Raw genomic sequence first — 14,070 nt, 5'->3', positions numbered from 1 at the left:
CCAAGGAGCTAGTAAAAAACAAGTGACTACGAAAAAATGAAAGGACACGTGGTCATGGCTTTCGTCACGGGTATCGCCTCCGTTCTGCTCGCGCTCGTGCTGCTCGTCTCGGCGTACGGCAAGCTGCGCCATGCGCCCAATCAGGTGCAGACCTTGACCCGAGTCGGCGTGGCACAGCAGCTCATCCCGGTGCTGGCGGCGCTGGAGATCGCGGGGGCGCTCGGCCTGCTGGCCGGACTGTTCTGGACACCGATCGGCATCGCCGCGGCGGCCGGCGTCGTCGCCTACTTCATCGGCGCGGTCGGTTCCCACCTGCGCGTCAAGGACTTCAACGTCACCGCGCCCGCCGTTCTGCTGCTCGCCGGCGGCGCCATCCTCACTCTGTCCATCGCCACCCTCTGAGCAGGCGACTCATCTTCCTCACACCGAAGGAGCAACCATGACCGCGACCATCGCTCGCCCGCCGTACGACCCGGAGCTGGCTCAAACACTCGACGCGCTCAAAGAAATGCTGCCCGTGACGGTCACCGCGGACATGATTCCAGCGCTACGCACGATGACCGCCGGCCGTTCCACGGCCGAGCCGGCCATCGGTGATCGACCCATCGAGCACCAGACCATGGTCATCGACGGCTACGACGGCGCCGAGATCGAGGTCTCGGTACTGCGGCGCCGCGACCACACCACCGCCACAGCCGGTGTCTACTACGTGCACGGCGGCGGCATGATCCTCGGTAACCGTTTCACCGACCTGGGCCAGTTGGCCGGCTGGGTCGAGGAGTTCGACGTCGTCGGGGTGAGCGTCGAATACCGGCTCGCGCCCGAGTTCCCCGATCCCTACCCGGTGGAAGACTCCTATGCCGGACTGACCTGGATGGCCGCACACGCCGACGAGCTGGGCATCGACCCGGATCGCATCATCGTCGCCGGAGCCAGCGCCGGCGGAGGCATCGCGGCCGGCACGGTCCTGCTCGCCCGAGACCGGCAGGGGCCGTCGGTGCTCGGCCAGATGCTGTTCTACCCCATGCTCGACGACCGCGACGCCACGACCTCAACCCATCAGTACGAGGGCATCGGCATCTGGGATCGCGGCAGCAACCTCACCGGATGGACCGCACTGCTCGGCGAGCGCCGCGGCACCGACGACGTCTCCATCTACGCCGCCCCGGCCCGCGCCGAGCACCTGGGCGGCCTGCCGGTCACCTATCTCGACTGCGGCTCGGCCGAAGTCTTCCGAGACGAGGACGTCGCGTATGCCTCCGCACTGTGGGCAGCCGGCGTCCAAGCCGAACTGCACGTCTGGCCGGGTGGTTTCCACACCTTCGACACCATGGCGCCCGATGCGGCGCTCACCGCCCGCATGCTCGACGCACGCCTCACCTGGCTACGCCGGCTGCTCGACACCACCGAGGAGATGGCATGACGTTCACCCCGCTTCCCATTCCCGACCAGGACGACCCGCGCTGGACCCGTAAAGACGCCATCTTCGTCCCCCGCGGCGGCGGCGTCACCACATGGGTGATCGGAGACACGACCACCGTCAAGATCAGCGGAAAGCAGACGGGGGGCGCACTAGGCGTACTCGAAAGCTCTGTTCCGCCCGGCGGAGGCGCGATCGCCCACGCCCACGGACGCGAGGAGGAGGCGTTCTACGTCCTCGACGGCGACTTCTCCTTCATCAACGGCGACGAAGCCATCGCCGCCGGCCCCGGAGACTTCCTCTTCGTCCCACGCGGCAACCGCCACGGCTTCACCAACACCGGAAGGCTGCCCGGCCGACTGCTCACCTTCATGCTCCCCGCCGGTCACGAACAATTCTGGCTCGACAACGGCGTCGATCCCGTACCCGGCGAGCCCGCACCGATCTGGGGCCCCGAGGAACTGGCCGCCCTCATCCCCGAACTCGCCAAACACCAGGTCACCCTGATGCCCGACCCTCGCCCATAAGCTTCGCGGCGATCCGCCGGGACTCGCGCGCGGGGATGTCGGTGCGCGCGAAGGCCGGCCGCGGACCGGTCGGCATCAGCCCCGTGCCGGCCGGATCTCCGCGCACGTGCTCCTCCTATTTCGCCGGGGGGATCGTCGGAAGCCAGACCCGCATGGTCGCGGGCCCCCGGTTCCCCCACCGGTGGTAGGGAACCAGCCGCAACCGCACGTCGGCGCCGTCCTCGGGAGCACCCGCAGCCCCGTACGGCCAGCCACCGCCATCGCCGGAGCCGCCGGAGCCGCCCGAGACTCCCGAGCCGCCGCCGATCGAGGCGGTCACCTCCAGCTCGACCACACCCTCGGCCCCGTCACCCGCAGGCCGCTCCACCGGCGGCTCGGTGCGTACGGTCAGATCGCCCAGCGGCGGCTCGTCGGCCACCGACTCCGCGCAGTACACCAGCGGCCCCCGCTCGACCGCCGCACTGCCCCGCAGCGCGTCGATCCGCCGGTCGGGGAACGTCCACCTCGGCCGCATCGGCAGTTCGAGCCGGAGCTCGTCGCCGGCTCGCCACGGCCCCTCGACGTGCACGTACCCGGGACTCACCGGCCGCACGACCGGCCCGTCGGGCAGCGGCGCGTCCTGCGCGGAGACGGGCACGCGGGCCAGCGTCGCGTCCGCCGCCCAGGCGGGCACCCGCAGGCCGATGCGGCCCGCGCCGTCCTCCAGCACCCGCACCCGCACCGAGCCGGTCCACGGGTAGCCGGTCTCCACCCGCACCGCCAGCCGCCCGTGCCGGATCTCCGACGGAGTGAAGTGGTGCAGCACGATCCCGTCGCCGGTCCCGGCGGCCAGGTAGGCGGGCAGGGAGGCCAGCGTGCGGGCGATGTTGTTCGGGCAGCAGGACACGTCGAACCAGGGCGAGCGCAGCCCGCCCTCCGCCGCGTGGTTGACACCGTCGTGCGGCACCGCCGGCACCCGTACCTGCAGCGGATTGGCGTAGAAGAACGAGCGGCCGTCCAGCGCCACGCCGGTCGCGAGCATGTTGTAGAGCGTGCGCTCGGTCAGGTCGGCGTAGCGGACGTCGCCGGTGGCCAGCAGCAGCCGGTGCGCCAGCATGACCGAGGCGATGCTCGCGCAGGTTTCGTTGTAGGCCCGGTCGGGCGGCAGCTCGTAGTCCTCGCCGTACGACTCGTCGGCATGCCTCGAGCCCATGCCGCCGGTCAGATGGGTACGCCGCGCGACCGTCCGCTCCCACTGGGCCTCGACCGCCTTCAGCAGCTCCTGGTCCCCGGTCTCGACCGCCACGTCCACCACGCCGGAGGCCAGGTAGAGCGCGCGGACGACGTGCCCGCGGAACACCTGCGCCTGCCTGACCGGCACGTCGTCCTGGTAGTAGCCGCGGCCGAAGGGGATGTCGGCCAGCGCGGGCAGCCCACGCCGCTCGACGAAACGGCGGGCCATCTCCAGGTAGCGCTCGGTGCCGGTGGCCCGGTAGAGCTCGACCAGCGCCATCTCGATCACGGGGTGGCCGCAGGTCTCGGTGCCGTTCATGAAGCGGCGGCACACGTGGTCGGCGGCCTTGACGACGACCTCCGTCAGCAGGTCCTGGCCGTGCGTGCGCAGCCTGGCCACGCCGGCCTGGATGAGGTGGCCGTAGCAGTAGAGCTCGTGGCCCCACTCGAAGTCGGTGTAGCGGCTGCCGGACCAGCGCGTGTTGAGGTAGCCGTCGCCCTCCTGGGCCTGCGCCACCGTCTCGGCCAGCGCGGGCAGCCCCGGATGGCCGGCCCAGGCCATGGCTTCGAGCAGCTTGTAGATCTCCGAGTCGCTGAACTCCCGCCCCCTGCGGGGCCGCTCGCCTCTGAAGTTGCCGATCCAGCCTTCTCGTTCCTCCCACTCCCGGCAGTGGTCGATCGTGACCTCGCGGTTCAGCGCGGCCCGGTCGCCCCAGAAGCCGGGCGAGAGGCGTACCGCGTCGAGGCCGAGGGGGGACAGGACGCCCGATGAGGGCAGGACGGGATTAGCCACGCAGAGCTCCTGACATGAATCCGCGCACGTAGTGGCGCTGCAGCACGATGAAGAGGATGAGGCAGGGGAGGGCCATGACCATGACGCCGGCCTGGAGCATGCCGTAGTCGACGGCTCCGAACGTGTGCTGCGTCATGCTGACCACGGCCACCGGCAGCGTGAACGACGAGCCGTCGTTGAGCAGGATGAGCGGGGCGAAGAAGTCGTTCCACGAGGCGAGGAAGGCGAACAGCCCCACCGTGATCAGCGCCGGCCGCACGGCGTGCAGCAGCACCCTGGAGAAGGCCCGGAACGTGCCGCACCCGTCCACCAGCGCCGCCTCCTCCAGCTCGCGCGGCAGCGCCTCGAACGCGTTGCGCATCATGAACAGCGCGAACGGGAGCTGGAACATCACGAACACCAGCGACAGCCCGACCAGGGAGTTCTGCAGGCCGAGATAACCGAGCAGGACGTAGAGCGGGATCAGGATCGTCGCGTACGGCACCATGAGGATCGCCAGCGTGGCCAGGAACAGCAGGTTCTTGCCCGGGAAGTCGAAGCGGGCGAACCCGTAGCCGCCGAGCGCCGAGACGACGAGCGTGCCGGCCACCGTCATGCCGGACACCAGCACGCTGTTGGTCGCGTACGTGTCCAGGCCCTCGCCGAACCCGGCCATCTCCAGGTAGTTGGACGGCTCCTCCAGCGAGGCGTAGCCGCTCCACACCAGCGGGAACAGGAACAGCACCGCCAGCGCGGACAGCGTGAGGTAGCGGCTCACCGCAGCCTCCTCATCATCAGCGTGTTGAGCCCGACCAGGGCCGCGAGCAGCACGACCGACAGGGCCGCCGCGCCGCCGAGGTCGAAGCGGAAGAAGGCGTCGCGATAGACGACCATGACCATCGAGACCGTGCTGTTGTCCGGGCCGCCGTTGGTGAAGACGAAGAACTGGTCGAAGGCCAGCAGCGAGCCGGTGACGCTGAGGATCAGCATCAGCGCCAGCGTCGGGCGCAGCAGCGGCAGCGTGATCTTGGTGAGGATCTGCCACCGGTTGGCGCCGTCGCTCCTCGCGGCCTCGTACACCTCGGTGGGGATCGCCTGGAGGCCGGTCAGCAGGATGAGCATGTTGAACCCGGCGAAACGCCACAACACCAGCGTGATCGTGGAGAACAGCGCCATGTTCGGGGTGCCGATCCACTTCACCGGCTCGCTCGTGATGCCGAGCGCCTGGAGCATGGGGTCGATGGGGCCGAAGTCGTTGTTCAGCATCCCGTAGAAGAGCAGGCCGGCCGCGGCGAAGCCGACCGCGCCGGGCAGGAAGAACGCGGTCCTGAAGAAGGCGATGCCGGGCCTGCGCTCCTGCACCAGCAGCGCCAGCCCGAGCGCCACGCCCGACAGCAGGACCGTGGTGATCACCGTGTACTTCAGCGTGAACACGACCGCGTCGATGAACAGCGGGTTGTCGGCGATCTTGAGGTAGTTGTCCGGGGCGTTGAAGGTGGCCGGGCCGAGCAGTGGCCAGCGGTTGAGCGACATCCAGACGACCAGCACGAGCGGCGCGATGAACAGCACGCCCACGATGACCGCCGTCGGGGCCGCGTACAGCCAGCCCTGCACCTTCCTGCCGCGCCACCGGGCGGGCGGCGCCGCGTGTGCCGCCCGCCCGGATCTCGTGACCGTCAGCGTCATTGCTGCAGGGACTTCGTGATCTCGGCGTTCAGCTGCGCGACCTTCGAGGCGTCGCCGAACACCGCCTCACGGGCCAGGCGCAGCCACGGGCCCTGCGGGTCGTTGTAGGTCTGGCCGAAGCGCAGCGCGAAGGGGGTCTGGCCCTTGGCCACCAGCGAGTTGATCAGCACCACCCGCGGGTCCTCCGAGGAGTACTTGTTGTCGGCCAGGTCGGTGCGCGCGAGCACGTCCTTGTTCTTGGCCATGACCTCGACCTGGGCGTCGTCGGAGACCGTCCAGGACAGGAACTCCCAGGCCGCGTCGGCGTGCTCGCTGGTGGCGGAGATGCCCACCGAGTCGCCGCCGACGAACGTGGACTCGCCGCCGTCGGGGCCCGCGATCGGGGTGACGCCGATCTTCATCTCCTTCGGCATCAGGCCGAGCGTGGTCGAGGGCATCGGCATGACGCCGATCTCGCCCTTGGGGAAGAAGCCGGTCCAGGTCGGGCCCTGCTCCTCCTTGGCGGTCGGGCCCGTGGCCTTCTTCTCGTACAGCTCGCGCCAGATCTTGAACACCTCGGTCATGGCGGGCTGGTCGTTGAGCGAGGCCGTGCCGTCGTCGTTCATGACCTGCGCGCCCGCGGCCCAGACCGACGGCCAGAAGGTGAAGACGTAGCAGCCGCCGCAGTTGCCGCCGAAGAAGGTGCCGTGCACCTTGCCGTCCTTGCCCAGCTTCTCCTGGATCGTGGTGGCGTGCTGGGCGAACTCCTTGAGCGTCTTCGGCCCCTGCTCGGGGTCGAGGCCGGCCTTCTCGTACAGGTCCTTGTTCCAGAACCAGACCGACAGGTCCAGGGTGTGCGGGAGCGTGTACTGCCGGTTGTCGAGCGTGCCGAGCTTCATGTGCGAGGGGGCGAGCTTGTCCTTGTACGGCAGCGCCGCGATGCGGTCGGTGACGTCCATGAACAGGCCCTGGGAGGTGTAGTTCGGGACGAAGATGACGTCGGCCGCGAAGACGTCGGGCAACTGCTTGGCCCCGGCCGCCGCCGCGATGCGCGGCTGGTAGTTGTCGGTCGGGATGACGGTGAGCTTGACCTGGTTCTTGTGGCTGCTGTTGTAGGCCTTGACCAGGCGCTCGGTCTGCGTCTGGGTGGCCGCGCGGGTCCACATGGTGATCGTCACGGGACCGTCCGCGGGCGTGGCGCCGTCGCCTCCTCCGCCACCGGGGCTGCCGCAGGCCGCGGCTGTGAGCGCTAACACACCTAGGAGGGAGATCCCGGCCAGCCTTCGTCTCATGATGTGCTCCTGGACTTAAAGGTTTTCGGAAACGTAGAAGAAACGTGGGGCCCTGTCAATGGGTGCTAAGGTGCACAGTGGTTCACCATTCACCGAAAAGGGTTTCGACGTATGGCGGTTAAGCGGGCGACCATCAACGATGTGGCCTCGCTGGCGGGGGTATCGATCGCCACGGCCTCCAAGGCGCTCAACGGGCGCCAGGACGTGCGGGCGGCCACGCGCGAGCGGGTGCTCGCCGCCGCGGCCGAGCTCTCCTTCCAGCCGAACGCCCTGGCCAGAGGGCTGCTGTCCGGGCAGACGCGGACCGTGGGGCTGCTCACCTCCGACAGCGTCGGCCGGTTCGGCATCCCCGTGCTCCTCGGCGCCGAGGACGCGTTCGGGGCCGGGGAGATGGCCGTGCTGCTCTGCGACGCGCGCGGCGACGCGATCAGGGAGCAGCACCACATCAGGGCGCTGCTGTCGCGACGGGTCGACGGGCTGATCGTGGTGGGCGAGAGCACCAACCCGCGGCCGTCGATCAGCAAGGACCTGCCGGTGCCGGTCGTCTACGCGTACGGGCCGTCGGAGGACCCCGCCGACGTGTCGTTCGTCCCCAACGACGTCGGGGCGGCGGCGATGGCCGTCAACCACCTGCTGGCACTCGGCCGGCGGCGGATCGCCCACGTCACCGGGCCCGCACACTACAAGGCGGCCCGCGACCGCGAGGAGGGGTTCCGCCAGGCGCTGGCCGAGGCCGGCGTCGCCCAGGCGGGGCGGACGCTGTCCGGGGTGTGGTCGCAGCGGTGGGGGCGGCACGCGGCGGAGATGCTGCTCATGGCCGAGCCGGAGATCGACGCCGTGTTCTGCGGCAGCGACCAGATCGCGGCTGGGTTCGTCGAGGCGGTGCGGGAGCGGGGGCGGCGGGTGCCGGACGACGTGGCCGTGGTGGGCTACGACAACTGGGAGGTGCTGTCCACCGAGACGCGGCCCGCGCTGACGACCGTGGACATGAACCTGGAGGTGCTGGGGCGGACGGCGGCGCAGCACTTGTTCGCGGCGATCGACGGCAAGGCGACGCCCGGCGTGCACACCTTGCCGTGCCAGCTCGTCATCCGCGACTCCACCTCACCCCCCGGGGTGTCCTGACACTTCCGGGGGGTGGTGGGGCCGCGTCCGGGGCTGGACCTCAGCCCATCGCGGTGGGGCGGGTCAGGTGTGCGTCAGGAGGCGGCGCAGGTGTACGAGCTCACGGTGGCGGTGCCGCCGGGGCGGGTGACCTGGAAGCCGAAGCCGGTCGAGCCGCCCGCCCCCAGGTTGCCGTTGTAGCCGGCGTTACGCGCCGTCACCGTCTGCCCGCTGGACGTGAGCGTGGCGTTCCAGGAGCCGGCGATCGTGTGCCCGGACGGCAGCGTGAAGGTGACCGTCCAGCCGGTGACCGGCGCGGTGCCGGTGTTGGTGACCGTGGCCTGCACCACGTACCCGCCGCCCCACTGGCTCTGCACCGACCCGGCGGCCGTGCAGCCGCCGCCCCCGCCGCCGCCGCCGAAGAACGTGGCCTCGCGCGAGGTCGCGGCGATGCCGTTCGTGCCGTTGAAGATGCGCTGCCCCCATGAGGTCAGGCCGGCGGCGTTGAAGTCGGTGACCATGTCGAGGTATTCGACGCCGCCGCCGTTCCCGCTCCATGACCAGCCGATGTAGCCGAGGCCGCGTGACTGCGCCTGAGCCATGATCGTGTCCTCGTCGGGGTCGCCGTCGGAGTGGTTGTGCCCGAACTCCCCGACGACCAGCGGCAGGCCGGCGCTCTGGAAGGCGTTCAGGTAGGCGTTGATCTCGGCGGCCGTGTCGAAGACGCCGTACATGTGGATGGAGAAGACGGTGTTGCGCTGCGGGTCGGCGGCGGCGACGGCCTGGGCGTTGTCGCGCATGGTGAACTGCCAGTCCTGGCCCCAGTTGGGCGCGTCCACCATCAGCAGGTGCTGGAAGCCGAGCGCGCGCATCCGGCCGATCGCGCTGGTGGTCGCGGCGGTCCAGGAGGAGGCGTTGTTGTTGCCGATGGGCTCGTTGCCGATGTTGACCACGATGAAGTCCTCGGTGCCGGTGAGGGCACTCTTGACGCTGCTCCAGTAGTCGACGGCCTGGTCCAGCGTGTACGCCCCGCTCTGCTCGCCGTACCCGGTGGTGTCGTGGTTTTCGAGCACGCATATTAACCGGTTCTGCCGGCACAGGGAGACGACGTTCGCCACGTCGGACGCCCCGTTGGCGGGCCACCGGCCGCCGCTCAGCACCACGCGCACGGTGTTGGCGCGCAGGGCCTTGATGTCGGCGAAGGAGCCGGTCTGGCCGGTGTACCAGGTGTGCGCGTGGCTGACGCCGCGCATGACGAACGCGTTCCCGTTGGCCTCCAGGATTCTCGTGCCGCTGACCCGTAACCCGACCGCGGCGTGCGCGGGAGCCGGGGAGATGAGCATCGAGATCAGGAGCGACAGGAGCGCCGCCGTGGCGAGCCCGAGTCGGTGGGTCATGAGGTGCCCTTCTACTGCCGTTAACCGGTTAGGTCCTGCACGGGCACATGCTCTGCGGAATCAGCAGCGACGTCCAGAAAGTCACCCGAGGACGGTCAGGAACGCCTGGACCGGGGTGAAAGTTTCACTTCGCCGGCTCGTCGGTGCGGGCCGGCGGCTCGCCTCCGAGGGCCGACGGCTCGCCCCTGAGCGTCGGCAGGCCCGCCGCCAGAGCCTTGAGCCCGCGGACGAGCGTGGGCAGCAGCACCGGGCAGAGGGCGGCCAGCTCGGGGTCCTCGGCGTAGACCTGGATCACCGTGGGCGGCGGGTTGGCCGCCGGATAGAGCGTGCCGGCCAGGCTGCTCGCGGCGGCGACCAGCTCCATGCCCTCGCGCTCGGTCAGGTCGGTGACGGCCGCGACCTCGGCGCCCAGCTCGGTGGCGATGGTGATGACCGCGCGCTTGAACGTACGGGCGGCCTCGACGGAGACGTTGTGTTCGAGGCTGGTGGAGGTGTGCCCGAGCAGGTCGCAGAGCAGCGGCCGGTCCGTGATCGTCTCGGCCAGCACGGTCGCCGCCTCGCCCGCGCCGGTGGCCGCGCGCAGGCGCGGAGTGGCGCTGTCGGCCCACTGCCGCCATTCTTCGCCGGCCAGCTCCAGGTAGATCTCCTCGCGGGTGCCGAAATAGCGCACGATGTTGGACTTCACCAGCCCGACGGCCTCGGCGACCGCGCCCAGGGTGACGTTGCGTACGCCGGAGGTGCGGGCCAGCTCGCGGGCGGCGTCGAGGATCGCCTCGCGCCGCTGCTGTTTGTGCTCGGGCCGCCTGGCCCGGCGAAATGCCGCCCTCGTCATGTCCGTCTCAGCATACTGGTCCTACTTAAGGGAACGCCGTTCACTTGTTAAGGGTACGGTGTTCTGTTAGCGTCCCGACTACACCGGCACAGAAAAGAGATGGCGAGTGACCGAGATCAGGATGAAGGTGAACGGCGACGTCGCCGCGCTCGACGTCGAGCCATGGGTGAGCCTGCTCGACGCGCTGCGCGAACGCCTCGGCGTGACCGGGCCGAAGAAGGGCTGCGACCAGGGCGCCTGCGGCGCCTGCACGGTGCTGGCCGACGGCGTGCGGATCAACTCCTGCCTGGCCCTGGCCGTCCAGTACGACGGCCGCGAGATCACCACGATCGAGGGCGTGGACCATCCGCTGCAGGAGGCGTTCGTCCGCAACGACGGCCTCCAGTGCGGCTACTGCACCTCCGGTCAGATCTGCTCGGCCATCGGCATGCTGGCCGAGCACGCGGCCGGCATGCCCAGCGCGGCCGGCGGCTCGGGTGAGCTCAGCCAGGACGAGGTCAGGGAGCGGATGAGCGGCAACCTGTGCCGCTGCGGCGCCTACAACGGCATCGTGGACGCGATCATGGAAGTGGCGGGGGAGACCAGGTGAAGCCGTTCGCGTACGTCAAGCCGGTGGACGTCGAGGCCGCCCTGCGGGCCGTCGCCACCGAGCCCGGCGCCAAGTTCCTCGGCGGCGGCACCAATTTGGTCGACCTGATGCGCGAGGGCATCGAGCAGCCGCAGACCGTCGTGGACGTCACCGGGCTGCCCCTCGACACCGTGGAGGACCTGCCGGACGGCGGGCTGCGCATCGGCGCACTCGTCCGCAACAGCACTTTGGCCGCCGACCCGCGCGTGCGCGACCGCTATCCGGCGCTGTCGCAGGCGCTGCTGTCGGGCGCCTCCGGCCAACTGCGCAACATGGCCACCGTGGGCGGCAACCTGCTCCAGCGCACCCGCTGCCTCTACTTCTACGACACCACCTCCGCCTGCAACAAGCGCGAGCCCGGCAGCGGCTGCGACGCGCTCGACGGGTTCAACCGGAGCTGCGCGATCCTGGGCGTCAGCGAGAGCTGCATCGCCACCCACCCCTCCGACATGTGCGTGGCGCTGGCCGCCCTGGACGCCGTCGTCGAGGTACGCGGCACCGGCGGCACCCGCCGCATCCCGGTGACCGACCTGCACCGGCTCCCCGGCGACACCCCCGAGATCGAGACCCACCTGGCCCCCGGCGAGCTCATCACCGCGGTCGAGCTGCCGCCGGCCCCGGCGAACTCCCGCTACCGCAAGGTCCGCGACCGGGCTTCGTACGCGTTCGCCCTGGTCTCAGTGGCCGCCGCGCTGGAGGTGAGCGACGGAACGGTGACACTGGCCCGGCTGGCGCTCGGCGGCGTCGCCCCCAAACCCTGGCGCGCCCGCGAGGCCGAGCGGCTGCTGACCGGAGGCCCGGCCGACGAGGCGGCGTTCCGGCGCGCGGCCGAGGCCGAACTGGCCGCGGCGAGTGTCCGCGACGGAAACGCGTTCAAGACCGCACTCGCCACCTCCACGATCGTGGCCACGCTGCGCGAGCTGAGCAAGGAAGGGGCCGTGCGATGAGCATCAAGTACGCCGAGGCCGAGCCGGCGACGACGGACGCGACGAAGTACGTCGGCCGCGCGGTCGACCGGATCGACGGCCCCGCCAAGACCACGGGCGAGGCCCGCTACGCCGCCGAGCACTCCTACCCCGACCTGGCCTACGCCGCGCTCGTGCATGCCACGATCCCACGCGGCCGCGTCACCGCCATCGACACGGAGGCGGCGCGCGCGGTGCGGGGCGTGATCGACGTGCTCACCCACGAGAACGTCCCGGCCATGAAACCGCCGCCCAAGCCCAGCGTCCTCGACCTCAGCTCGATGGTCTCCGGCACCACGGTCAACTACCTGGGCACCGACGAGGTGCACTGGAACGGCCAGCCGATCGCCGTCGTGGTCGCCGAGACGCTGGAGATCGCCCGGTACGCGGCGTCGCTGGTGCGGCCCTTGTACCAGGAGCTGCCCGCCGCGACCTCCTTCGAGGCGGAGAAGCACAATGCCGTCCCGCAGAAGAGCAGCCTGATCGCCGAGGCGTCGGCGAACAAGGGGGACGCGCCGGCCGCGCTGGCCGCAGCGCCGTACGCGGTGGACCTGACCTTCTCGACGCCGCCGCACAACCACAACGCGATCGAGCCGCACGCCACCACCGCGGTCTGGGACGGTGACCGGCTGACCCTGCACGAGGGCACCCAGAACATCGCCTGGACGCGCCGGCACCTGGCCCTGCGGTTCGGCGTGCCGGAGAAGTCGATCAGGATCCTGTCGCCCCACGTCGGCGGCGGTTTCGGGGGGAAAGGCTCGGTCTGGGCGGGCACCCTGCTCGCCGTCCTGGCCGCACGGGTGACCGGCCGGGCGGTACGGCTGGCGCTCACCCGCGAGAGCGTCTACCACACGGTCGGCGGGCGCACCGCCAGCACCCAGCGGGTCGCCCTGGGCGCGGACGCGGACGGCCGGCTGACCGCGCTGATCCACACCAGCGTGTCCAGGACCGGCCGCACCGGCGGCTCGGGGGAGCAGATCACCGCCGGCTCCCGGCACCTCTACGCCGCGCCCAACATCCACCTGCAGCAGAACGTGGTCCAGCTCGACCTGCTGGCCAACACGTTCATGCGGGCCCCCGGCGAGTCCATCGGCACCTTCGCCATGGAGTCGGCCGTGGACGAGCTGGCCTGGAAGCTGGGCATGGACCCGATCGAGCTGCGCATGCGCAACGAGCCCGAGCGTGATCCGCTGGGCGGGCAGGAGTTCTCGGGGCGGCGGCTGCGGGAGGCGTACGCGCTGGGCGCCGAACGCTTCGGCTGGAGTCGGCGCGATCCTCAGGCCGGGGCCATGCGCGACGGGAAATGGCTGGTCGGCATGGGGGTGGCCACGGCCTACCACCCGTCGCTGCAGATGATGGCGAGCGTGACCGTGCGGCTGGAGGCCGACGGTACGCTCGTGGTGCGCTGCGGCCTGCACGAGATGGGCATGGGGACGGCGACCGTACAGGCTCAGATCGCCGCCGACGAGATGGGCGTGCCGCTGGACAGGGTACGCGTGGAGTACGGCGATTCCGACCTGCCGCCGGGCCCGGGGGCAGGCGGCTCGATGCAGACCGCGACCGCCGCGGCGGGCGTGACAGCCGCCTGCGCCAAGCTCAAGCGCACGCTGACCGGCCTGGCCCGCCGCGCACCCGGCTCACCCCTGCGCGGCACCCGCCCCGCCGACGTACAGGCCCGAGACGGAGGACTCTACGCCGGGGACCGCGGCCTCACCTACAAGGAGATCCTCTCCGCCGCCGGCCGCGACCACGTGGAGGCCGGGGTCAAGGCGAACACGCTGACGTTCATGACCAAGTTCCTGCGCGAGCGCAGGAAGTGGGTGAAGGCGGCGACCGGGGCGCACTTCTGCGAGGTGCGGGTCGACCCCGACACCATGGAGGTACGGGTGTCGCGCTGGCTCGGCGTCTTCGACGCCGGCACGATCATCAACGCCAGGACGGCGGCCAGCCAGCTGCGCGGCGGGATCGTGATGGGCATCGGCATGGCGCTGTCGGAGCACACCCTGATCGACCCGCGCAACGGCCGTGTGGTCAACCCGAGCTTGTCGGAGTACCACATGCCGGTGCACGCCGATGTCCCGCACATCGACGTGGAATGGCTGAACGAACCGGACCCGACCATGCCGCTGGGCCTGCGCGGGATCGGGGAGGTGGGCATCACCGGGGTCGCCGCGGCCGTGGCCAACGCCGTCCGGCACGCGACGGGCAAGCGCGTGGCGGACCTGCCGATCACCCTCGACAAGCTGCTGTGACTCT

At 70.5% G+C, this 14,070-nt stretch carries 13 protein-coding genes; 7 read left to right on the top strand and 6 right to left on the bottom strand.

Annotation, left to right across the window (positions count from 1 at the left end; genetic code table 11):
* Positions 1-54: 54 nt before the first annotated feature.
* Genes AB0C27_RS35145 through AB0C27_RS35135 form a run of 3 tightly spaced genes read left to right on the top strand, consistent with a single transcriptional unit; the run spans position 55 to position 1,947 of the window.
* On the top strand, positions 55-402 hold the full coding sequence (locus tag AB0C27_RS35145) for a DoxX family protein (RefSeq protein WP_357853125.1): 348 nt from the start codon (positions 55-57) through the stop codon (positions 400-402).
* Between the two features lie 37 nt (positions 403-439).
* A complete protein-coding gene (locus AB0C27_RS35140; RefSeq protein ID WP_357853123.1) occupies positions 440-1,423 on the top strand; it encodes an alpha/beta hydrolase in 984 nt (327 codons plus the stop codon).
* Complete coding sequence (locus AB0C27_RS35135) at positions 1,420-1,947, top strand: cupin domain-containing protein (RefSeq protein WP_357853120.1); 528 nt, start codon at positions 1,420-1,422, stop codon at positions 1,945-1,947. The genes AB0C27_RS35140 and AB0C27_RS35135 overlap by 4 nt, the downstream gene beginning before the upstream one ends.
* 115 nt (positions 1,948-2,062) lie before the next feature.
* Here AB0C27_RS35135 and AB0C27_RS35130 read toward each other — a convergent pair whose 3' ends face one another.
* The 4 genes from AB0C27_RS35130 to AB0C27_RS35115 are packed head-to-tail and all read right to left on the bottom strand — an operon-like array spanning position 2,063 to position 6,888.
* On the bottom strand, positions 2,063-3,952 hold the full coding sequence (locus tag AB0C27_RS35130) for a beta-L-arabinofuranosidase domain-containing protein (RefSeq protein ID WP_357853117.1): 1,890 nt from the start codon (positions 3,950-3,952) through the stop codon (positions 2,063-2,065).
* Complete coding sequence (locus AB0C27_RS35125) at positions 3,945-4,709, bottom strand: carbohydrate ABC transporter permease (RefSeq protein ID WP_357853114.1); 765 nt, start codon at positions 4,707-4,709, stop codon at positions 3,945-3,947. The genes AB0C27_RS35130 and AB0C27_RS35125 overlap by 8 nt, the downstream gene beginning before the upstream one ends.
* Complete coding sequence (locus AB0C27_RS35120; RefSeq protein ID WP_357853111.1) at positions 4,706-5,617, bottom strand: sugar ABC transporter permease; 912 nt, start codon at positions 5,615-5,617, stop codon at positions 4,706-4,708. The genes AB0C27_RS35125 and AB0C27_RS35120 overlap by 4 nt, the downstream gene beginning before the upstream one ends.
* Positions 5,614-6,888 (bottom strand): sugar ABC transporter substrate-binding protein, encoded by a 1,275-nt coding sequence (locus tag AB0C27_RS35115; protein WP_357853108.1) that lies wholly within the window; start codon positions 6,886-6,888, stop codon positions 5,614-5,616. The genes AB0C27_RS35120 and AB0C27_RS35115 overlap by 4 nt, the downstream gene beginning before the upstream one ends.
* A gap of 111 nt (positions 6,889-6,999) precedes the next feature.
* Between AB0C27_RS35115 and AB0C27_RS35110 the strand changes: the two genes are divergently transcribed.
* Complete coding sequence (locus AB0C27_RS35110; RefSeq protein WP_357853105.1) at positions 7,000-8,013, top strand: LacI family DNA-binding transcriptional regulator; 1,014 nt, start codon at positions 7,000-7,002, stop codon at positions 8,011-8,013.
* Between the two features lie 74 nt (positions 8,014-8,087).
* On the opposite strand, the gene AB0C27_RS35105 is transcribed toward AB0C27_RS35110, so the two are convergent.
* Both AB0C27_RS35105 and AB0C27_RS35100 read right to left on the bottom strand, forming a co-directional pair.
* A complete protein-coding gene (locus AB0C27_RS35105; protein ID WP_357853102.1) occupies positions 8,088-9,389 on the bottom strand; it encodes a cellulase family glycosylhydrolase in 1,302 nt (433 codons plus the stop codon).
* Between the two features lie 124 nt (positions 9,390-9,513).
* Entirely contained in the window at positions 9,514-10,221 is a 708-nt protein-coding gene (locus tag AB0C27_RS35100) for a TetR family transcriptional regulator (RefSeq protein ID WP_357853099.1), read from the bottom strand.
* A 121-nt stretch (positions 10,222-10,342) separates the two neighbouring features.
* Between AB0C27_RS35100 and AB0C27_RS35095 the strand changes: the two genes are divergently transcribed.
* Genes AB0C27_RS35095 through AB0C27_RS35085 form a run of 3 tightly spaced genes read left to right on the top strand, consistent with a single transcriptional unit; the run spans position 10,343 to position 14,066 of the window.
* On the top strand, positions 10,343-10,810 hold the full coding sequence (locus tag AB0C27_RS35095; RefSeq protein ID WP_357853488.1) for a 2Fe-2S iron-sulfur cluster-binding protein: 468 nt from the start codon (positions 10,343-10,345) through the stop codon (positions 10,808-10,810).
* On the top strand, positions 10,807-11,796 hold the full coding sequence (locus AB0C27_RS35090) for a xanthine dehydrogenase family protein subunit M (protein WP_357853096.1): 990 nt from the start codon (positions 10,807-10,809) through the stop codon (positions 11,794-11,796). The genes AB0C27_RS35095 and AB0C27_RS35090 overlap by 4 nt, the downstream gene beginning before the upstream one ends.
* The gene (locus tag AB0C27_RS35085) at positions 11,793-14,066 is read left to right on the top strand and encodes a xanthine dehydrogenase family protein molybdopterin-binding subunit (RefSeq protein WP_357853092.1); all 2,274 of its coding nucleotides are present in this window, start codon (positions 11,793-11,795) and stop codon (positions 14,064-14,066) included. The genes AB0C27_RS35090 and AB0C27_RS35085 overlap by 4 nt, the downstream gene beginning before the upstream one ends.
* Positions 14,067-14,070 lie beyond the last annotated feature (4 nt).

Origin of the sequence: Nonomuraea sp. NPDC048882 (assembly GCF_040649755.1) — a bacterium.
Lineage (GTDB): Bacteria > Actinomycetota > Actinomycetes > Streptosporangiales > Streptosporangiaceae > Nonomuraea > Nonomuraea maheshkhaliensis.
Note: the sequence above shows the minus strand (reverse complement) of the source record. Positions and strands in the feature narration are given on the sequence as shown.